The organism is Streptomyces eurocidicus (assembly GCF_002891295.1).
Classification (GTDB): domain Bacteria; phylum Actinomycetota; class Actinomycetes; order Streptomycetales; family Streptomycetaceae; genus Streptomyces; species Streptomyces eurocidicus.
Map to the genome: position 1 here is coordinate 874,737 of NZ_LGUI01000002.1, position 19,366 is coordinate 894,102.

Here is a 19,366-nt window from a genome sequence, read left to right on the forward strand (position 1 = left end):
CCGGGAAAGGTCAAGCCGAGCACCGAAAACGCGCCGCCGTCCCTTCCGGGGCCGGCCCGGCAGGAGACCTGCTCCGGGTGGAGGACGTACGTGCCGGAGCCAGTGGCGGCAGCCGGATCTCTCAGTCGTCGGGGGTGGTGTTGAGAGCACCGCATGACCAGCAGTCCCACTCGCCGGGCAGCTCGTAGTGCGTTGTCGTCCAGAAGCCCTTGGGGCGGCCTTTGACGATGTTGGTCTCCCCGCACCGCCAGCATGTGAACTCGAAGTCCTCCACCTGTTCAGGATGCCGTCAGGAGGGCTCGGGCGGGGTGGGCGTTTCAGCCGATTACAGGCCGGCCCGGGACGGATGTCGCGCCCGGCAGAGCCGCTGACCGGCCCGGCGGGGAGGCGTTCCAGGAACGGGGGTCGGCGAACGCAGGACTCTGGGCCGCCGCCCTGATGGTTCGGGCGTTACCGGCGGCTTCCGGTGGTTATCGGCCCTGGCGTACTTTGCCGCCGCCGATCAGCGACGCCTTCACCGGACGCGCCGGGCCCGCGGGCGCCGCGAGGAAGCTTCGCCCTGGTCCCGGCCCGCTGCCCACGCGCGTCCAAAGAGGAAACCGCCTTGATCCGGTTCGGAGCACCATGCCTTACAGGGGCATTCCGGGACGGAGCAGTCTTCGGGCCATTGTGTGGTGCCCGGTGCAGGTAGGGCCTTCGCGATCCGGCCAAGCCCGCGACAGGCGCCGCCCCCACCACCGTTACCGAACTAGCGTCCTTTTATCGCCGGTTCGACCAGGACCGGCACGGCAGCGGAAGGGAACTCCTATGCGTACAGCGAAAGCCCTGTCCGTGGTGGTGGCCGGCCTGGCGACGGCCACTGTTCTGAGTCTGGGCACCTCCGCCTCGGCGGTGACGCCGGCCTCCCCGGGCGACGCGAGCCCTTCGGCCGGGCACGTGAGCGTGGACGGACACCGTGTGGTGAGGGGGACCACGATCGGGGAGTGGGGCAGGACGACGGACGGCGAGCTGTACTCCTTCACCTACAAGGCCGGTGAGACCAGGCCCGCGGCGCCTGCCGCCCCGGCGGCGAGATGTTCGGTGTACATCTCCGACGTCGCCTTCCACGGGGCCGGAGCCGGGGCGTGGTTCCAGTGGGAGACCTCGCAGGCGTGCAGCGGGTCGTTCGGCTCCCAGAAGCTGCAGACACAGATGTGGCGCAGCTCGTGGAGCGGGCCGCGCGGGTACAACAACTGGCACGGCACGGACGCGACCTCGAACAACTTCATCGACTTCGGCTGGTCGTCGGACTGCAACGACGGGGGCGGCACCTACACCTACTACCCTGTGATGCAGGGCTACGCCAGCGGTATCGGCTGGGGCCCCACGACCCGCTCCAACAACGATCTTCGCAAGGGATGCGGCACCAGGGCTCCGAATCCGTAGGAGAGTCGCATGACCGAACACCCCCCTCGGCGGTACTCACCTGAAGGCACACCCCTGGGGCGCACCGCGGACGACGTCCGGCCCGGCAACGACTACTCCACCGAAACCCCGCGGGCCCGCAGGCTGTGGTGGCGCGTCAGGGACGTACTGCGCCGACCGGTGAAGAACAGCGAACAGCACCACTGACCCGCGAACATGGACAGGCCCTCCCGCAGGAACACCCTGCGGGAGGATCCGCTTTCGCTCCTCGACGAACGGTCGGAGGGCGAGGCCGGCACTGACCGTCCCGTAGAGGTCGCGCCACTCACGCGGTTCCTTCGCGACGCCCGGCCCCGGGCCGCTGTTGCCGGGGCCGGGCTCAGCCGCCGAGCTTCGTCGGCGCGGGGAGGCCGCCACCGCCGAGCTTGGCCGGGTCGGGCAGCTGGGCGGCGTCGCCCGTCCGCGAGAAGGTGTCCTTCCTGCCGCCCGCCCAGGAGACGACCAGCGTCCTGCCGTCCGAGCGCTCGACCTTGCCGGACGCGCGGTCCGTGTTGCCGTCGGCGCAGGTGAGCGTGAACGCCACGGGCTTCTTGTCCACGCCCACGGTGCCGGTGCAGGCGCGCTTGCCGCCGTCGGCGTAGAGGGCGGCCTTGCCCTGGTACACGGACAGGCCCACGGGGCCGTCGCCGGATCGCGCGGCGTAGACGCCGTCGAACGAGCTCCCGCCCTTGCCGTCCAGGGCACTGTCCCGTGCCGTCGACGAGGAGGCGGACGGCGCGCCGGCCTCCTTCTTCCCGCCGTCCTTGTCGCCGCCGCTGCCGCAACCGGTCATCAGCACAGCGGCGACCAGCGCCGCCCCCGTGAACTGTGCTGTTCTGCGCACGATTTCCTCCGTGACGTCCAGTGGGACAAGTGACTCAGAAGCTAACACCGGCCCTCCCACCACGGCGTGCCGTGCGGCGCACGGTTACGTGGTCGCTACATCTTCAGCCGTGTCCCCAGGCGCGCCGCAGGGCACGGAGGAGGGGCGACGCGACGGCGCGCCGCCCCTCCTCCGTGCCTCCGGTCCCGTGTGTCAGATCACCAGCGCCGCCATGGGCCAGCGCCGTACCCGGTAAGGCGCCCACCAGACGTGGTCGCCGACCTCGATCGCGAGCTCCTCCTGGAGGAGGTCGGCCAGCACCGCCCGCGGCACGGCGGTGACCGGCGCGCCGTCCGCCAGGGAGGCGATCGCCCGCTGATAGCCGGCGTCGTCGATCGTGAACCGCCGTAACTGCCTGCGGCGGCGGTCCCGGACCTGGAGGAAGCCGGGCCCCCTGCGGTAGGCGCACTTGCACAGGTAGAAGCTGTCGTGCCATTTCCCCAGGGCGCCTTCGGCGTCCGCGGGCCCGGACAGGGCCTCCGGAGGGTGGAGATGGCCCAACGGGATCCAGGAGTCCGGGTCGTCGGCGATACGCGCCCGCCAGTCCACCGCGACGGCCAGTCCGGTGAGCGCACCGATCAGACTCAGCGCGCGGACCGCCCAGGCGGGATCCGTCGCTCCGGTCAGATCTACCGGCCGGGGGAGGGCCACCCGCCGGGCACCGGCGTCGAAGAGCGCGTTCGCGCCGTCGACGACCGGCCCGCCGGGCACCTCCAAGGTGCCCAGCTCCATGCCGGCGACCCGGCACACCGAACGATCGTGGTCACGCCAGGCGGCCACCGCGAACGCGGCGGCGGGCGCGGTCTCGGCGCTCGTGGTCATCGTCCTCCTCCGGGCCGTTCTCCGGGCCGTCGGCCGCCCGCCGTCACGCGGGCGCCGACTGCAGCCGCGCCGCGAGGTCCGTGGCCTGGCGGGCGTCGTTCTCCTTGAGGTAGCCGAGGCGCAGCAGCTCCTGGTTGACCGAGGCCGGTGCCACGTGCACGTACTGGCCGCCGTCCTCGTAGACCAGGCCCAGGCCGCGCCAGTGCCGCAGGATCTCCCGCACCCGGGCCTCGTCCGGCCCGTCGGGGGAGGCCGGGGCCCGGTCGCCGGCCCCGGCCCGCAGCTTGCGCGTGGCGGCGGTGACGGTGTGCGGCTGGTCGAGCAGACGGAACAGCGCCGCCTCCCCGGGGTCGGTCAGCTCCAGCACGGTCCAGTCGAAGGCGCGCCGCCTGCTGACGAGTACGATCCGGTCACCGAGGTCGCAGTGGGTCAGCCGGCTGCCCGCGTAGGCGTGCTGCCAGGCGACGATGGCCGCGTTGAGCCGCTCGACGACCTCGTCGGCGATGCCGCGGGGCGGCACCTCGAAGATGTACGCCAGGTCGAACATCTCCGCTTCGGGCAGGTCGTAGATGAACCGGTACTGCTGGGCCGGCCGGAGGTCGGAGAAGCCGAGGCCGGGGTTGTTGAAGTAAGGGCTGAACCGTTCGATGGCGATCCGGGCGGACTGACTCGCGGGCGGGTTGAGGTGTTCCAGGGCGGGCATCTGCGCCACGGCGTCGTCGTAGTCGTCGGCCTCCTCGCCGGGGAAGCCGTGCAGGTAGTTCCAGGCGACGGTGAGACCGGCCGTGGCGGCGTCGCGCAGCATACGGACGTTCTGGCAGCCGGTGACGCCCTTGTCCATCAGGGCCAGCACCTTGCTGTCGAGGTTCTCGATGCCGGGCTGGACGTAGACGACCCCCGCCTCGGCGAGAGTCCGCAGCTGGCTGAGGCGCATATTGGACTTGATCTCGTACTGGAGCCTGAGGTCGTAGCCGCTCTCCCTCAGCCGGGGGAGCAGCGACTTCAGGTAGTTCATGTCGAGGATGTTGTCGACCACGTACATGTCCAGGACACGGTGTCTGCGGGCCAGTTCCACGATCTCCTCGAAGAACACGGCCGGGTTCTTGCTGCGGAACTGCATGGAGGACCCGTTCAGACCGCAGAACGTGCAGTGGTGCTTCTCCCCCCACCAGCAGCCGCGCGCCCCTTCCACGACGAGCTTGGGCTCGACCCAGGAACGGGCCCCGGAGGACGCGAGCCGCTCGAAGTACCCGGTGTAGTCGGGCGGCAGGATCGCGGCCGGCGGCAGTGGCCGCGTGCTCATGGGATTCGCGACGGAACGCCCCTGTTCGTCCCGCCGGCAGAGCCCCGGCACCTCGGTGGGTACCTCCTTACGGGCGATCGCGGTCAGCAGGGCCGGGAACGACTCCTCCGCCTCACCCCGGACCACGTAGTCGACGAAGGCGAAGTTGCGGTGGATCGCCTCGCCCTGCTTGCCGTCGCAGTTCGCCCCGCCCAGGACGGTGACGATGCCGGGGGCCAGCCTTTTGACGTGCCGCGCGGCCGCCAGCGCGGCGGCGTTCTGCTGGAACGTGGAGGTGAACCCGACGACGTCCGGCGCCAGGTCCACGATGCGCCGGGCGACGTCCAGGACGAACTCCTCGGCCATGGTGTGCAGCAGCAGGGCCTGCTCCCCACGGGCATCGGAGAGGTTCTCGCGCGTCGCCTCGGTGAACTCCTCGACGCGCCATTCGCGGTCGCCGTACAGGGCCGAGGAGAACACCCAGTCGCCGCACCCGAGAAAGTACGAGGCGAGGGAGTAGTACTCGTAGTCGCGAAGTGTGAATTCGGTACGCCTGGTCACCCAGTCGACATAGTCGATGTTGGCGTGCATCACTTCGGCGTGGGCGTCCGGCACACGCTCGTCGACACTGCGTTTGAGGATTCCGAGGGCCAGCGACGGGAGGTCGATGGAGGCCCACGGCATGTTCACCAGGAGTATGTGCACGATCGACCTCTTTCACGGGTCGCCGGTGATCCGGGAGGCGTGCGGTGGCGTGGCGGTACGGCGGCGAGGGCGCGAGGGCGGGACGGCCGGGCGGAGGGCCGGCAAGGCGGAGGGGCGGGCCAGGGGTTTCCCTGACCCGCCCCGGACCGGGCTACTCCCGAACCGCGGGAATGGGAATGTCGATGAGGCGCATACCGGTCTGGTACTCGCCGTCCTCGGCCTCCTCGAGTGGATCGTTGTGGATGATGTCCTTCTCCATGTCGTCCCCTTTCGCACGGTGGGCTGAGGATGGCCGGCGGATCCGGCCCAGTCCGTAGGGTGCGCCCCCGCCCAGGCTTTTTGAAGGGGTGTCACATGCGGAGCGGGTGTGAAGAACGGAGTACCGGAGTCCGTCTGGGCCGGGCCCGGCCCGGGCGCCGGGCCGGCTTCCGGCCCGTCCCGTCAGTCGAGCGAGAGCCACATCATGACGTCGTCGCGGTAGTCGCCGTCGCGCAGGCGCAGGCCGCCGGGCACCCGGCCGACCTCCTTGAAGCCGTGGCGCGCGTAGAAGTCCTCCAGGCCCATGCCGCCGCGCACCTCCAGCCGTAGCGCCTCCAGACCGAGCGAGCGGGCGAACGCGACCGTCTCCGTCAGCAGCGCCCCGCCCGTGCCGGTGCCCTGGAGCGACGGGTGGACCATGACCAGGACCACCATGGCCCAATGCCGCATCTTGAAGTCGGAGTTCAGCTTGAGGAACGTGGTGCCGACCAGCCGCCCGTCCGCGCCTCCTTCGTAGACACCCAGCATCCGCTGCTCGCCGGCGCCCACCACCCCGGCGACGCGCGCGGTGGCCGCGCGGACGGCCTCGGGGGCGACCGGGGTGACGAATCCGACGGAGCCACCCGCCTCGGAGACCTCGAACCACAGCCGGAAGAACGCCTCGCGGGCCTCGGGGGTGAGCTGGGGGTCACGGAGAAAGGTAAGTGCCATGCGCGTGATGCAAGCATTACGGGCCCGGCGCACGCAACCGCGAGGACCGACGGGGCGGAGCGCGGGCCCGGGAAGCGGGTTTCCCGCCTCGCGCGGCGCGGCGCGGACCGGCCGTCCCCGCCGTGTCAGCCGTTCGGCCCCTGCGCGGCGAGTGCCCGCAGCGCCCCGGCGAGTTGTTCCGGGGCGAGCGGCGGTACGGGCAGGGGGCGGGCGGCCTCGGTCCGCAGGCCGTCCAGGAACAGGAGCAGGTGGCGCCGCCAGGCGCCCGGGGCGACGGTCTCGGACGCGGGCACGACCCGGCCGAGGGCGGCCAGTGCGAAGAGCAGGTCCTCCACGACGACGTCACCGCGCAGCGTGCCCTGGTTCTGGGCGCGCCGGATCAGCAGGGAGACCGTCTCGTGGTGGTGGGCCTTGAGCGCCTCGAGGGAGGGGATGCCCTGGATCCCGGTGGTCATCAGGTCGTTGGCGCCCCGGTCCGCCGCCAGGCCCGCGAAGATGTACTCGAGGTAGTGGACCAGACCCTCCCAGGCGTCCGCGGCGTGCCGCGCGTCCTCGCCCCGGCGCAGGGTGCCGGTCAGCCCTTCGCCGAAGACCGCCTCGATGAGCGCGCCCCGGGTGGGGAAGTGCCGGTAGAGGGTGGCGTTGCCGACGCCGGCGCGGCGGGCGATGTCGTCCAGCGGGGCGTCCACGCCCTGCTCGGCGAAGAGCTGCCGGGCGGCCGAGACGAGCAGCTCGCGGTTGCGCCGGGCGTCCCGGCGCACGGGAGCCGGACGTCCGTTCCCGGTCGGTGACCCGCTGCTCCGTGTGCCGCTGCCGCTCACTGTCGTCCCCGCCCCTGTGCCGTGTCCGGTGCCGTGCCCGCTGTGGTGAACAGCACCCTAGCAAGAAAACGTGGACCACTCCCCGTTTCGTTGCTAGCGTTCCGGACGTCAAACGGGGAGTGCTCCCCGTTTGACGGGCCGTGGCCCGTCCCGGGTCACGACCGGACGACGAAAGGGCGACAACCCATGTCCACCATGCCCGCGTTCGCGGCCCTCGCCCCGGCCGGTACGGACTTCACCACCGACCCGTACCCCGTCTACGCCCACCTCCGGGAGAAGGGCTCGGTGCACCGCGTGGCCACCGAGGGCGCCGGGGACATCTGGGTGATCCTGGGGTACGACGAGGTACGGGCCGCGCTCACCGACGAGCGGCTGAGCAACGACGTACGTCACTCCTCCCGCTGGGCGGACGACGGCGGTCACGCGATCGGTCGCAACATGCTCCAGACCGACCCGCCCCACCACACCCGGCTGCGCAGGCTGGTCGCCGGGGAGTTCACCGCGCGCCGCATCGAGGCCCTGCGGCCCCGCGTGCGACAGCTGGCCGACGAGCTCCTGGACGCCGTCGCGCCGCTGGGCGCCGCCGACCTCGTCGAGTCCTTCGCGCGACCGCTGCCCATAGCGGTCATCTGCGAGCTCCTCGGCGTCCCCGCGGAGGACCGCGAGGCGTTCCACGAGTGGTCCCAGGACATGATCTTCCCGGCCACCCCGGAGGCCGGGGCCGCCGCGGCCGGGGCGATGACCGGATACCTCACCGGCCTCCTCGACGCCAAGGACCGGTCACCCGGCGACGACCTGCTCAGCGCGCTCGTCGGGGCACGGGACACCGATGACGGTCGGCTCTCCCCGGACGAGCTCCTCGGCATGGCGTTCCTGCTGCTCGTCGCGGGCCACGAGACGACCGTCAACCTCCTGGCCAACGGGACGTACGCCCTGCTCACCCACCCCGGACAGCTCGCCGCCCTGCGCGCCGAACCGGCGCTGCTCGACGGTGCGATCGAGGAGATGCTGCGGTACGAGGGCCCGGTGACGTCCGCGGCGTACCGCTGGGCCACCGAGCCCGTGGAGCTCGGCGGCGTGACCGTCCCGGCCGGCGAGGCCGTGCTGATCCTGCTGGGGTCGGCCTCCCGGGACCCGGGCCGCTTCGCCGAACCGGACCGCTTCGACATCCGCCGCCCCCGCCCCGGCGGTGGGCACCTCGCCTTCGGCCATGGCGTTCACCACTGCCTGGGCGCCCCGCTGGCCCGCCTGGAGGCGGCGGTCGCCTTCCCCGCCCTCCTCGACCGCTTCCCCGACCTCGCGCTCGCCGTGGCCCCGGAGGAAGTGCCCTGGCGCCCGGGGCTGATCCGGGGAATCTCCCGCCTTCCGGTCCGCTACGGCCCGCACGTCTGAGCGCCGGCGGCCCGGCCGGGGAGCGTGCCCTCGCACGCGGGGTGACGCATCGTCACGTGAGGAGGCTCGGCGCGCCCGTCTGTGGGCCGGCGTCGGCGCGGAGGTGGGCCAGGAGCGCGTCCCCGCTCTCGTACGGGCGCTCGTCCGGGAGCAGCCGCCCGGCCGCCTCCAGGTCGCCGTCCGCCACCAGGGCGCGCATCTCCCGGGCGAACGGGGTCACGTCCGTGATGGACACGGTCCACTCGTCGGCGTAGCGGCGCGACGCCTCGCCCGCGAGGCCGAGCTGGAGGGAGCGGTGGGGGAGCGCCCGCAGGCGCAGATCGCGCTCGGGGTCCCACTGCACCCTGGCGGGCGCGGACTTCAGGGCGCGCTTCCAGGCGTCGTGGTCCGTGTGCACGGTGCGGTCGTAGTGGGAGAGACAGGCGTTGCCGAGCGCCCAGTCGAAGCCGGCGCGGTCGATCTCGACGGCCAGCACGCACTCCTGGTCGGCCTTGGTGGCCCATCCGCAGCGGTACATCATCCACAGGAAGGACGGCTTGATCCACGTCATGCGGTCGCGCTTCCACGCGGCCGGGAAGCGGCCGTCGCGGGCGGCGGGGAGGCCGAGGCGGGGCGAGTACGCCTGGTAGACGGTGATCGTGGTGGGGGTGTGGGTCGCGCGGATACGGCGGTGGGGCTCTTGCATGCGGGTGAGTATCGGCGGTACGGGCGAGCGGGGGAAAGCGAATTACGGGGGTGGGTGAAGACGCCGTCCCCGGTGTCGGCCGGCTCGGGCGCTCCCCTGCCGGGGGCCGGAGGCCGTCCTCCGGACAGGCCCGGAAGCCCCACCGAACGGGTGAATGCGAGGGACTCATCGGGCAACGGGCTTTACCTGCGATCGGCCCGTCCCCCTGAATCGGAGGCGAAGGGCGGTGCACACGGCAGGGGCGTTCCGGCCCCCGCGGGCCCGCCCTCACGACCCCGCCAGGAGGCGACGAGTATGGACGCGCACCACGAGAGCCGAGGCCACCGCCCCACCTTCCTCGGCCGCTCCGTCCGCCGCAGACGTTCCGGCGTTCCGGCGGCCGCGCTTCTCGCGCTCGCGACGGCGGCCGCACTGCTGGGGACGTACGGGGCGGCGGTCCCCGCCTCCGCCGCGCCGGTGCCCGCGGCGGACCTGTGCCCGATGGGCAACCTCTGCCTCTACACCAGTGGTATCGGCGTCCCCGAGCCGCTCCAGATCCGTCAGTGCCAGAGCCGGAAGTTCGACGCGCCGTTCCGGGCCCGGAAGGTGGAGAACAACACCCGGGTGAACGCGAAGGTGTCGACGGGCGGAGGCGAGACCGTCACGGTGGAGCCCGGCCAGGCCGTCAACTTCGCCCCGGACCTGCGGATCGCCACGGCGGGGACGCCCTGCTGAGACACACTGCCGAAAGAGAGGGTGTGGGTGACGGGTGCCGTCGGCGCCCGTCACCCGCCGGGCGCACCGGGACCCGTACCCGGGCAGTGGTGGGACCGGCCCGGAAGTCGGCTCAGCAGCACTGCCAGGTGAACATCGCCGCCTCGAATCGGCGTTCGGCGAGGTCCTCGGGGCGTATGAGCCAGTAGAGGGCACCGCAGTCGCCCCACATCATGTCCGCGTCGTCGTCGCTGTCGAACTGGGCCAGCAGGGTCCAGCCGCGGGCCTCCTCCGCCAGGCGAGGGTCGTCCCAGGCCGTACCGCCGCCGAGGACGCCATGGGCGACCTCGGTCTCGACCGGGTTCTGCACGGGGTCGGCGTGCCCGCCGATGCGGTGGGCGGCGCCCTCGCCCGCCTCGCCGAGGGCGTCCAGGAACTCCTCCCCGTACACGGGGTGGTCGCTGCCCGTGCCGGCGAAGACCTCCTCGATCAGCGGGTGGTACGGATCGGGGGCCGTCTCCTCCAGCCGGGCCGTGAGCGGCACCACGGGGTAAGGGTCGAGCCCCTGGGGCGTGGCCCGCTCCACCGTGGGCGTGCCGGCCGGGGTGTAGAGCACGCGCGCTCCGGCCCAGCTCTCCCGGTCGTCGGGCAGGACGAGCGCGTCGCCGTCGTCGATCTGGCCGTCGAAGTAGAAGAACGACAGCGTGCCGTCGTCGGGCAGGGGGATGTCCAGGGCGTTGACAGGCAGCGCGGCGCAGTCCACGGCGGCGACGAAGGCCAGCGGGCCGTTCCCCTCCCACGTCGGCCATTCGACGTCGGCCGGGAGCTCCGGGGCCCCGCCCAGCCGGCCCACCACGGTCTCCCGGCCCTCCGCCGCCATGAGGCCCACGGTCGGCCGCAGCAGGCCGATCCAGCGCTCGGCCGTCTCGGCGGGGAGGAGCTCGCGGGCGAGGGCGCGCAGGGGAGTGGTGGCGGGGCCGGCGGCCTCGGAGTGCGTTGTCCGGTTCATGGTCCGAATCATGCACGCCACCACTGACATTCCCGCTCCACCGGTCCTCCAGAGGCCACCGGCAGGCGTGGAGGCCGCGCGGCACGCCGTTCCCCAAGCTGCTGAGGCGTCAATTCCGGTCATCTCCGCCGCCTCGTGGGAGCGGTCGCCGAGGCCGTGGCGGCGAGCAGCCGTCCGGACGGATCAACTGGCCGGGGAGCGAGGGGCGGACGCCGGGGACACCCGGAGAGCCGCGTCCCCGACATCCGGCGCCGGCCCTAGCCCGGCGCTGTTGTCATCGAGTGCGTCGGCCTGTTGTCATCGGGAGAGCCGGGACCCTGGTGAAGGATACGGCGCGATGGATGTAGTGTGCATTTGGTCGACCTTCGGGGAGGGTGTGAGCTGTGACTGATCAGCGTGTGGTGATCGTGACGGGTGGGGGCACGGGGATCGGTGCCGCCACGGCCCGGCTGTTGCGTGCGGCCGGACATCAGGTGGTCGTCTCGGGTCGCAGGCCCGAGCCGCTGGAGCGCGTGGCGGAGGAGACCGGGGCCCTGGCCCACCCCTCGGACGCCGCCGACCCCGATGCCGTCCAGGAACTCGTCGACGCCACCCTCGCCGCCTACGGCCGCATCGACGGCCTGGTGCTCAACGCCGGGATCGCCCGCCCCGGCACGGTCGGGGACCTGGCGCTCGAGGACTGGGAGGCGGTGATGCGGACCAATGTCACCGGCCCGTTCCTGCTCCAGCGCGCCGCGCTGCCGCACCTCTTGGAGTCCCGCGGCTCCGTCGTCGCCGTCGCCTCCGTCTCGGCGCTGCGCAACGGCCCCGCCAACGCCGCCTACGCCACCTCGAAGGCCGCGCTCCTCCAGCTGTGCCGCTCCCTGGCGGTGGACTACGGTTCCCGTGGCCTGCGGGCGAACATCGTGTGCCCCAGCTGGGTCCGTACGGACATGGCCGAAGGGCGCATGGAGCGCTTCGCCCGGGAAGCGGGCCTGGGCGAGGGCGGCGCGGACGCCGCCTACGAGGCGGCCACCCGCCTGCTCCCGGCCGGCCGGCCGGGACGGCCGGAGGAGGTGGCCGAGGCGATCGCGTGGCTGCTGTCGCCCGCGGCCTCGTTCGTCAACGGCGCGACGCTGACCGTGGACGGCGGCGTCACGGCCGTGGACCCGGGGATGGCGGCGTTCACCTTCCGCGTCGAGCCCCGGGAACCGGCGGAGGGCTGACCCGCCCGCCGTCCCCTTTCCCCTGCTTCCCTCATGCTGTCGACTCCCGTTCCCAGGTGCGCCCACCCCTCGCGGCCCCTCGGGAACGGGCGGTTCCGTCGCGGTCCTGATCCCCTCCTGACCGTGTCGGGACCTTCCCCCGTGCCAGGGGTGGCTCTTCCCCCTGGAGCCTCCTCCTGGCCGGGGGCCCTGTTCGTCCGGCACCGTCGCCCACGCCCGTGATCTCCCGGGCCGTGTGACGGTCGCCGCGCGGGCTCCGGTGAGTAGGGTCCGGCCATGGCATACACATTTCAGGTGACCGTCGATTCCGCGACCCCGCACGCTCTCGCCGACTGGTGGGCCGACGCGCTGGGCTGGGAAGTGGAGCCGAGCGACGAGGCGTTCATCCGCCGGATGGTCGCCGAGGGCCGGGCGGGCGAGGACGACACCACCACCCACCGTGGGACGCTGGTGTGGAAGGCCGGTGCGGCGATCCGCCATCCGGAAGGGCTGGAGCGCGCGCCGCGTGTCCTCTTCCAGCGGGTGCCGGAGCCCAAGACGGTCAAGAACCGGGTCCACCTCGACGTGCGTACCGGCTCCGACGACTTCCGGGCCGTCGTCGAACGGCTGCTCGCCAAGGGCGCCACGTTCCTGCACGAGGGCAGGCAAGGGCCCTACGCCTGGACCACCCTCGCCGACCCGGAGGGCAATGAACTCTGCGTGTCCGAATAGGCCGTGGTCGAGTCCCGTGCTCTTCCACGGAGCCCAGGACGAGGTACCGAGGACGGCGCGACGTGCTCCGCGCCGGCCGCACCCGGGAAGGGCGCGGCCGGCGACGGCGCGGGGCGAAGGCGCCCGCCCGGGTGGTGCCCGGATGGTGCCCGGGTGGTCAGCGTGACCGCGGAGCCCGTGCCGCCCGCGGGGACTTCACGCCCTCCGGTGAAAGGGCGAAGGAGGCGGGCGGAGTGGCGTTCCCGGCGTTGTCGTAGCCGACGGCGCAGTACGTCCACGGGCCGTCGGCGGCCTTCAAGGACGCGGGAATGCCCAGGTAGTCGCGGTAGCCCGCGCTGTCGGCGCAGTCCGTCGCGGCGCGCGGACCGTACTTCACCTTGTAGCCGGTGATCTCCCACGGCGCGTACACCGGGTAGACCCAGTACGAGGCGTCCTCGCCCTCGCCGAAGAGCCGGCTGTCGATGGCCGGGGCGACGGTGGGCGCGGTGTTGTCGACGCGGGCGTACGCGTACGCGGGGTGTGCGAGGGAGGTCGCCCAGGCGGCACCCTTGAGCGTGGCGTCGGGGCCCGCCGCCACGCACAGGACGTAGAGATTGTCCTTCCTCGGCAGGACTTCCTTGTGGTCCAGGCCCGCGCCGGTCAGCCGCCGGGGCTTGTCGTAGCCTTCGGGACTGGTGCAGTCGACGACGCCGAAGGGCCCGCTCTTGACGGCGACATGGGTCCGGCCCCCGGTCGCCGCAGGGGCGACGTGGGCGTCCCAGCGGGCCGGGCCGGTGGCGGTCTCGCTCCGGGTGTGCAGGCCGCCGCCGGTGACCTTCGGCTGTTCGCCCCGGTCCAGTCGGCAGCCCTTCTTGCGCAGTTGGAGCCCCTTCCCGTCGAGGCAGGACGCGACGGCGTCGACGGGGGTGACGTAGGCGGCGTCGTCCCCGGGCACGATCAGGCCCTCGTTCCCGCCCTCGCAGGGGCGGCCGGGGCCGCAGCCGAGGTAGCCGGGGGTGGCGATGGTGTTGAGCATCCCGACGAGCCGGTCCGGGTCCGCGGCGGTGGTGACGGCGCCGCCGGACGAGCCGCCGCTGATGCCGAGGCAGTCGGTGCGGGTGGCGCCCTTCCACAGCCAGGTGTTCTCGTGCAGGGCGACGCCCGAGGCGGTGGCCTCGCACGTGGACAGGCGCAGGAACCGCCGGCCGGGCTCGACGCCGTCGGTCGGGGCGTGGGCGGCGCGCAGGGCGGTGCCGGGCGCGGGGCGCTCCGTGGCGAGGGTCCGCGGGGTCACGTCCAGGGCGGCGAGGTCCCGGTAGGTGGCCGAGAGCTGGAGCACCGATACGTCGATGTCCTTCATCGTCGCGTAGACGACGCGCTCGACGGGGAACGCCTTGTGCTCCGCGACGTTGTCGTGGAAGAAGGCGGGGGTGTAGCTCCAGTCGGCCGGCGCGGCCTTGCCGATGACGACGTCGTTGGTGCCCATGGCGTCGTCGACGCAGTGCCCGTTGCTCAGGACGAGGGCCTTGGCGCCGGGGTCCGGTTTGCCGGTCGCGTGGACGAGCGTGGCGGTGCAGGTCGTGCCGCCACCGCCGACCAGGCGTCCGGAGGCCCGGGACCGTTTCCCGTCGGGGGAAGCGGCGTCGAGCAGCGGCGCGGGCTCCGCGGCGGTCGCGGCGGGGGAGACCGAGGCGCCCGCCGGGTGCGGCGGTGGTGCCGCGTGTGCCGGAGCGGCTCCCCATATCAGCCCCGTGGCGACGCACCCCGACGCGCACGCCGCCAAGGCGGTGCGCACCCGGGTCCGGACGGCACTGTTCACAGCGCATCCCTCCGTTTCGGTGAATTCGTGGGTGTGCACGCGTGGTTCACGGGCGGTGCACGCCCCGACCCTGGCAGAAGCCCGGAGGGGCGGCGAGGCTACCGATCTTGTTCCGGACGATCACATTCGGTGACGGCCGGAGGGTGAGGGTGCGGCAGGGGTGTGGTCGTGCGGCCGGCGGGTGACGCTGCGTCGTGCGAGGGCCGGTGCGGGGCTCGTCGGAGAGCTCGTTTGAGAGCCTTCAATGTCGTCCTGAAACAGCTCCTTCGCCTACGAGAGTGAGGCGAAGTGATGTCGGAGTCATGGAAAGGGCGGTGGGTTATCGATGGGTGCGCCGTCCCCGCTCGTCCGGCCGTCCGCCCGGCCGTTCATCGGGAAAGCGGCAGACATTTCCCCCTCTCTTCAGAGAATTGCTCCTTAAGGTGCCGAACGGATGGGCCTGAGGATGTACGCCGTTCCGCGGGGTATGCAGCCACTCCGCCGACGGCGTGGCCCCCCGCGGCCCCCGCCGGGTACGTCACCCGCGGGCCCCGGGCGAGGCCGCGCGCACCGACAGGTGGGAGACACCATGAAGACCGTGCTCATCTCCGGCGCCAGCGTCGCCGGACTCACCGCCGCCCACTGGCTGCGGAGCAAGGGGTACGCGCCCACCGTCGTCGAGTGCGCCCCCGCACTGCGCCCGGGCGGCCACGCGCTCGACGTCCGTGGCGTCGCGCTCGACGTCCTCGACCGGATGGGCCTGCTGGAGGAGGCCCGGCGCGTACGCACCCGGATGCGCGGGACGACCATGCTCGACGCCGAGGGCAACGAGCTCTGGCGCTCTCCCGGGACACGCCTCGGCGGCGACCGGTCCGGTGGCGGCGACATCGCGCTGCTCCGTGACGACCTCACACGGCTGCTGTACGGGCCGACCCGCGACGACGTCGAGTACGTCTTCGGCGACTCCCTCAGCGCCTTGGGGCAGGACAGGGAGGGGGTCCATGTCTCGTTCGAGCGCGGACGGCCCCGTACGTTCGACCTCGTCGTCGGAGCGGACGGCCTCCACTCCGAGGTGCGGCGGCTGGCCTTCGGCGCGGAGCGGCGGTTCGTCCGTCACCTGGGCCGTCACCTCGCGGTCTTCAGCGCCGACAACTTCCTGGGCCTGGACGACTGGCAGGTGTGGATGCGCGACGAGACCGCGCGCTACTGCCTCTACCCGGCCCGCGACAACACCGAGACGCGCGCCACGCTCGGCTTCGCCTCGGGACCCCTCGACCACGACCACCGTGCCGTCGAGGACCAGAAGTCGCTGGTCGCCGAACGGCTCTGCCACCTGCGCTGGGAGACGCCGAAGCTGCTGGCCGCGATGCGAACGGCGCCGGACTTCTACTTCGACGCGATGGCCCGGGTCCGTATGCGGACCTGGTCGGCCGGCCGGGTGGTGCTGATCGGGGACGCGGGCCACTGCCCTTCGTCGATGTCCGGCCAGGGTGCCGGCCCGGCGCTGGTCGGCGCCTACGTACTGGCCGACGAACTCGGCAGGGCGGGGGACGACCACCGCGCCGCGCTGACCCGCTACGAGGCGCGGATGCGCACCTATGCCGAGCCCGACCGGGCCCCCACGACGGCGGATCCCGCCGGGTCGGCCCCGGAGGAGCCCCTCGAACGGGCCGGGAACGCGATCGCGCTGGACGCGTGAGCGGCGGCAGGGCGCCACGCGGGCAGCCGATTCCGGGAGGCGCCCGGAGGGCGACGCCCGGCCCCGGCGCGTCCGGCGCCCCTCGCGGGCCCCGCCCGGACGACGCCCGGGTCAAGGCCGGTACGACCTGCGCCACTCCACCTCCTCGGGCGTCGTCGGGGGGGTGATGCTGTACACGTCACCGATCCGCAGACCGTCCGGGGTGAGGAACTCCTCGCGGGCGCCGATGACGCTGAGGGACACCAGCGAATCGGGTTGCCAATACGTGCGGTAGTTCGGCGAGTTCGCCGGGTCAGGGATCTCCAGCAAGGGCGCGCCGCGCCGCGCCAGCAGCCTCCGCAACTTCTCGAACCGCAGCCTTCGGTCGAACCGCCCGTACCGGTCCCGGATCGACTGGTCGACGGTCTTCCCGCCGGCCCGCGCCAGCCGGTGCACCTGCAAGGTGAAGTGGTGGCCCGCCCAAGGGAGGTCGGCGGAAGCACGGCTCCAGAAGAACTCCACCATGCCGTAGTCGCGCCACATCTGGTACTCGCCGGGGGAGTTCTCGGCGAATTCCCTTCCCAGGGCCTCGTCGACCCGGTCGGGCGGGTCCGTCGGCCTCGCCCCGAGAACGGTTCCGGAGGCCACGACGTCCATGTAGAACGCGAGGGAATAGGGGGTCAATTATTTATTCCTTGAGCATGGACGTATAGGTGTGGACGTATACGCGGAGCGGCCGCGGCGGTGCACGCTACCCGAGCCGAGGGCGGGCACCAAGCGGGTTCCGGCCGCCGCCGGACCCGGCGCCCGGTCGGCCCGGCGGATACTCGGCGGATAGACGGCAGGTAGACGGCATCACCCACCGGCGCCTCTGCGGTGGATATTCGTATCCCGCCGCAACAGATGAAAGCGGAAGGCGATTGCGACCGCGGCGGAAGGGAAATTCCCCGGCACGCCCGCCCGCGCTGGGCAGTGGCCCTGAGAGCGGAATCCGGCGGGCGCCACGAAAGGACCTGCCGTGCCTCGTTCCCCCGCTCGCGCGATCGTCCGTCTCCTCGCCGTGCTGTCGCTGGTGGCCCTCCCGGCGGGGCCCGCCGTCGCCGCAGCCGCGCCTGTGTCCCGGCCCGCGGCCGTCGTCGACGTGATGATCAAGGATTTCGCGTTCGACCCCTCATCGGTGACCGTCCACCCCGGAGACACGGTTCGCTGGATCAACAAGGGCGGCACCGACCACACCTCGACGTCCGACACGGGTCTGTGGGACTCCCTTCGCATCGCTCCCGGCGAGAGTTTCCGCCGGACCTTCGGAACGGCCGGAACCTTCCCGTACCACTGCGCCATCCACCCTTCGATGAAGGGCACCGTCACGGTGCGGTAGAGACTCCGTCGGCGACGGAGTTCCTCCGGAGGTACGCGGAGAGGCGGGCCGCGGACACCGGGCGGATCCACGGCGCCCGGGCGGACGGCCTGCTCGCCGGGGGAGTCCTCTTCCGCCGCCGGCGGCCCGGCGATCTTCCCTCCCGCGGCCGCCCCGGCGGCCCTCCGGCGCCCCGGGCGGCACCCCCCGGAGCGCCGAAACGGCATGGGGTTAGCATATGAGCGCCAGCTAGCTCGAAAGTTAAGCGCCGCCTAGCTCGAAAGATAAACCTGTGACTGTCAATGACGACTCGTTCACGAACTGGAAGAACCGCGAGGAGATCGCGGAGTCGATGATCCCGATAGTCGGGAAGCTGCACCGGGAGCGGGACGTCACGATCCTGCTGCACAGCCGCTCCCTGGTGAACAAGTCGGTGGTCAGCATCCTGAAGACCCACCGCTTCGCCCGCCAGATCGCCGGTGAGGAGCTCTCGGTCACCGAGACGCTGCCGTTCCTGCAGGCCCTCACCACCCTCGATCTCGGTCCCTCCCAGATCGACATCGGCATGCTGGCCGCGACGTACAAGGCCGACGACCGCGGTCTCTCGGTGGCGGACTTCACCGCCGAGGCCGTGGCCGGCGCCACGGGCGCCGACAAGATCGAGTGCCGTGAGCCGCGCGACGTCGTCCTCTACGGGTTCGGCCGCATCGGCCGCCTCGTCGCCCGGCTGCTGATCGAGAAGTCCGGCTCCGGCAACGGCCTGCGGCTGCGCGCCATCGTCGTCCGCCCGGGCGGCGGCCGGGCCGCCGAGGATCTCGTGAAGCGCGCCTCCCTGCTGCGCCGCGACTCCATCCACGGCCAGTTCCAGGGCACGATCACCGTGGACGAGACGGACAGCACGATCACCGCCAACGGCAACGAGATCAAGGTGATCTACGCCAACGACCCCTCGGAGGTCGACTACACGGCGTACGGCATCAAGAACGCCATCCTCATCGACAACACCGGCAAGTGGCGCGACCGCGCCGGTCTGTCGAAGCACCTGCGCCCCGGTATCGACAAGGTCGTCCTCACCGCCCCGGGCAAGGGCGACGTGCCCAACATCGTGCACGGCGTCAACCACGACATGATCAAGCCGGACGAGCAGATCCTGTCCTGCGCCTCCTGCACCACCAACGCGATCGTCCCGCCGCTGAAGGCGATGGCGGACGAGTACGGCGTGCTGCGCGGCCATGTGGAGACCGTCCACTCGTTCACCAACGACCAGAACCTGCTGGACAACTACCACAGCTCCGACCGTCGCGGGCGCTCGGCGCCGCTCAACATGGTCATCACCGAGACGGGCGCCGCCTCCGCCGTCGCCAAGGCGCTGCCCGAGCTCAAGGCGCCGATCACCGGCAGCTCGATCCGCGTCCCGGTACCGGACGTCTCGATCGCGATCCTCAGCCTGCGGCTCGGGCGCGAGACCGACCGCGAGGAGGTCCTCGACTACCTCCGCAACGTCTCCCTGACCTCGCCGCTCAAGCGCCAGATCGACTTCACCACCGCCCCCGACGCGGTGTCGAGCGACTTCATCGGCTCGCGCCACGCCTCGATCGTCGACGCCGGCGCCACCAAGGTCGACGGCGACAACGCCATCCTGTACCTCTGGTACGACAACGAGTTCGGCTACTCCTGCCAGGTCATCCGCGTCGTCCAGCACGTCTCCGGGGTGGAGTACCCGACCTACCCGGCCCCGGTGGCCTGACCCGCGGGACCGTCCGGCCGGCGTGCCGACGCACCGGCACGCCGGTCGGACGGGCAGGACAGCGGTGACCGGCCTTTCCCTCGATTCCGGTGCCGCCCCGCCGGCCCCGCCCGCCACGGCCGGCTCCGGCGTACTCGTTCCGCCGGGATTCACCGCCCGCCCCCTTGCTCTCCCACGGCCGTCACCC

General features: G+C 72.2%; 19 protein-coding genes. 9 read left to right on the top strand and 10 right to left on the bottom strand.

Features of this window, described 5'->3' with window-relative positions; translation table 11 throughout:
• Positions 1 to 121: 121 nt before the first annotated feature.
• Positions 122 to 274, bottom strand: a complete 153-nt coding sequence (locus AF335_RS34500) for a hypothetical protein (RefSeq protein WP_170127630.1) — start codon at positions 272 to 274, stop codon at positions 122 to 124.
• A gap of 533 nt (positions 275 to 807) precedes the next feature.
• Here AF335_RS34500 and AF335_RS08695 point away from each other — a divergent pair.
• Positions 808 to 1,425, top strand: coding sequence for a hypothetical protein (locus tag AF335_RS08695; RefSeq protein ID WP_102917680.1), 618 nt, complete (start codon positions 808 to 810; stop codon positions 1,423 to 1,425).
• 9 nt (positions 1,426 to 1,434) lie between these two features.
• On the top strand, positions 1,435 to 1,611 hold the full coding sequence (locus AF335_RS34505; protein ID WP_170127631.1) for a hypothetical protein: 177 nt from the start codon (positions 1,435 to 1,437) through the stop codon (positions 1,609 to 1,611).
• A gap of 172 nt (positions 1,612 to 1,783) precedes the next feature.
• Here AF335_RS34505 and AF335_RS08700 read toward each other — a convergent pair whose 3' ends face one another.
• The 5 genes from AF335_RS08700 to AF335_RS08720 all read right to left on the bottom strand — a co-directional run bounded on the left by AF335_RS08700 (position 1,784) and on the right by AF335_RS08720 (position 6,865).
• Positions 1,784 to 2,287, bottom strand: a complete 504-nt coding sequence (locus AF335_RS08700; RefSeq protein WP_102917681.1) for a hypothetical protein — start codon at positions 2,285 to 2,287, stop codon at positions 1,784 to 1,786.
• A 192-nt stretch (positions 2,288 to 2,479) separates the two neighbouring features.
• A complete protein-coding gene (locus AF335_RS08705) occupies positions 2,480 to 3,148 on the bottom strand; it encodes a DUF5825 family protein (protein ID WP_102917682.1) in 669 nt (222 codons plus the stop codon).
• Between the two features lie 43 nt (positions 3,149 to 3,191).
• On the bottom strand, positions 3,192 to 5,135 hold the full coding sequence (locus tag AF335_RS08710; RefSeq protein WP_102917683.1) for a RiPP maturation radical SAM C-methyltransferase: 1,944 nt from the start codon (positions 5,133 to 5,135) through the stop codon (positions 3,192 to 3,194).
• Between the two features lie 441 nt (positions 5,136 to 5,576).
• Positions 5,577 to 6,104, bottom strand: a complete 528-nt coding sequence (locus tag AF335_RS08715) for a GNAT family N-acetyltransferase (protein WP_102917684.1) — start codon at positions 6,102 to 6,104, stop codon at positions 5,577 to 5,579.
• A gap of 125 nt (positions 6,105 to 6,229) precedes the next feature.
• On the bottom strand, positions 6,230 to 6,865 hold the full coding sequence (locus tag AF335_RS08720; RefSeq protein WP_102917685.1) for a TetR/AcrR family transcriptional regulator: 636 nt from the start codon (positions 6,863 to 6,865) through the stop codon (positions 6,230 to 6,232).
• 246 nt (positions 6,866 to 7,111) lie between these two features.
• Here AF335_RS08720 and AF335_RS08725 point away from each other — a divergent pair, with 246 nt between their 5' ends.
• The gene (locus tag AF335_RS08725; RefSeq protein WP_228773486.1) at positions 7,112 to 8,317 is read left to right on the top strand and encodes a cytochrome P450 family protein; all 1,206 of its coding nucleotides are present in this window, start codon (positions 7,112 to 7,114) and stop codon (positions 8,315 to 8,317) included.
• Between the two features lie 52 nt (positions 8,318 to 8,369).
• On the opposite strand, the gene AF335_RS08730 is transcribed toward AF335_RS08725, so the two are convergent.
• On the bottom strand, positions 8,370 to 9,002 hold the full coding sequence (locus AF335_RS08730) for a DUF4291 domain-containing protein (RefSeq protein WP_102917686.1): 633 nt from the start codon (positions 9,000 to 9,002) through the stop codon (positions 8,370 to 8,372).
• 294 nt (positions 9,003 to 9,296) lie between these two features.
• On the opposite strand from AF335_RS08730, the gene AF335_RS08735 reads away from it, so the two are divergent.
• The gene (locus tag AF335_RS08735) at positions 9,297 to 9,716 is read left to right on the top strand and encodes a hypothetical protein (RefSeq protein WP_102917687.1); all 420 of its coding nucleotides are present in this window, start codon (positions 9,297 to 9,299) and stop codon (positions 9,714 to 9,716) included.
• 112 nt (positions 9,717 to 9,828) lie between these two features.
• On the opposite strand, the gene AF335_RS08740 is transcribed toward AF335_RS08735, so the two are convergent.
• The gene (locus tag AF335_RS08740; RefSeq protein WP_102917688.1) at positions 9,829 to 10,704 is read right to left on the bottom strand and encodes a YwqG family protein; all 876 of its coding nucleotides are present in this window, start codon (positions 10,702 to 10,704) and stop codon (positions 9,829 to 9,831) included.
• A gap of 383 nt (positions 10,705 to 11,087) precedes the next feature.
• On the opposite strand from AF335_RS08740, the gene AF335_RS08745 reads away from it, so the two are divergent.
• The gene (locus AF335_RS08745; protein WP_102917689.1) at positions 11,088 to 11,909 is read left to right on the top strand and encodes an SDR family NAD(P)-dependent oxidoreductase; all 822 of its coding nucleotides are present in this window, start codon (positions 11,088 to 11,090) and stop codon (positions 11,907 to 11,909) included.
• Positions 11,910 to 12,185: 276 nt separating this feature from the next.
• The gene (locus AF335_RS08750; protein ID WP_102917690.1) at positions 12,186 to 12,620 is read left to right on the top strand and encodes a VOC family protein; all 435 of its coding nucleotides are present in this window, start codon (positions 12,186 to 12,188) and stop codon (positions 12,618 to 12,620) included.
• A 157-nt stretch (positions 12,621 to 12,777) separates the two neighbouring features.
• On the opposite strand, the gene AF335_RS08755 is transcribed toward AF335_RS08750, so the two are convergent.
• A complete protein-coding gene (locus tag AF335_RS08755) occupies positions 12,778 to 14,418 on the bottom strand; it encodes a trypsin-like peptidase domain-containing protein (RefSeq protein ID WP_170127632.1) in 1,641 nt (546 codons plus the stop codon).
• Positions 14,419 to 14,986: 568 nt separating this feature from the next.
• On the opposite strand from AF335_RS08755, the gene AF335_RS08760 reads away from it, so the two are divergent.
• Positions 14,987 to 16,096 (top strand): FAD-dependent monooxygenase, encoded by a 1,110-nt coding sequence (locus tag AF335_RS08760; protein ID WP_102917692.1) that lies wholly within the window; start codon positions 14,987 to 14,989, stop codon positions 16,094 to 16,096.
• Positions 16,097 to 16,207: 111 nt separating this feature from the next.
• Here AF335_RS08760 and AF335_RS08765 read toward each other — a convergent pair whose 3' ends face one another.
• On the bottom strand, positions 16,208 to 16,759 hold the full coding sequence (locus AF335_RS08765) for a hypothetical protein (RefSeq protein ID WP_102917693.1): 552 nt from the start codon (positions 16,757 to 16,759) through the stop codon (positions 16,208 to 16,210).
• 334 nt (positions 16,760 to 17,093) lie between these two features.
• Here AF335_RS08765 and AF335_RS08770 point away from each other — a divergent pair, with 334 nt between their 5' ends.
• Positions 17,094 to 17,453: a cupredoxin domain-containing protein gene (locus AF335_RS08770; RefSeq protein WP_244926962.1), complete on the top strand. Its 360-nt coding sequence runs from the start codon at positions 17,094 to 17,096 to the stop codon at positions 17,451 to 17,453.
• 271 nt (positions 17,454 to 17,724) lie between these two features.
• A complete protein-coding gene (locus AF335_RS08775; protein ID WP_102917694.1) occupies positions 17,725 to 19,179 on the top strand; it encodes a glyceraldehyde-3-phosphate dehydrogenase in 1,455 nt (484 codons plus the stop codon).
• The last annotated feature ends 187 nt before the right edge of the window (positions 19,180 to 19,366 follow it).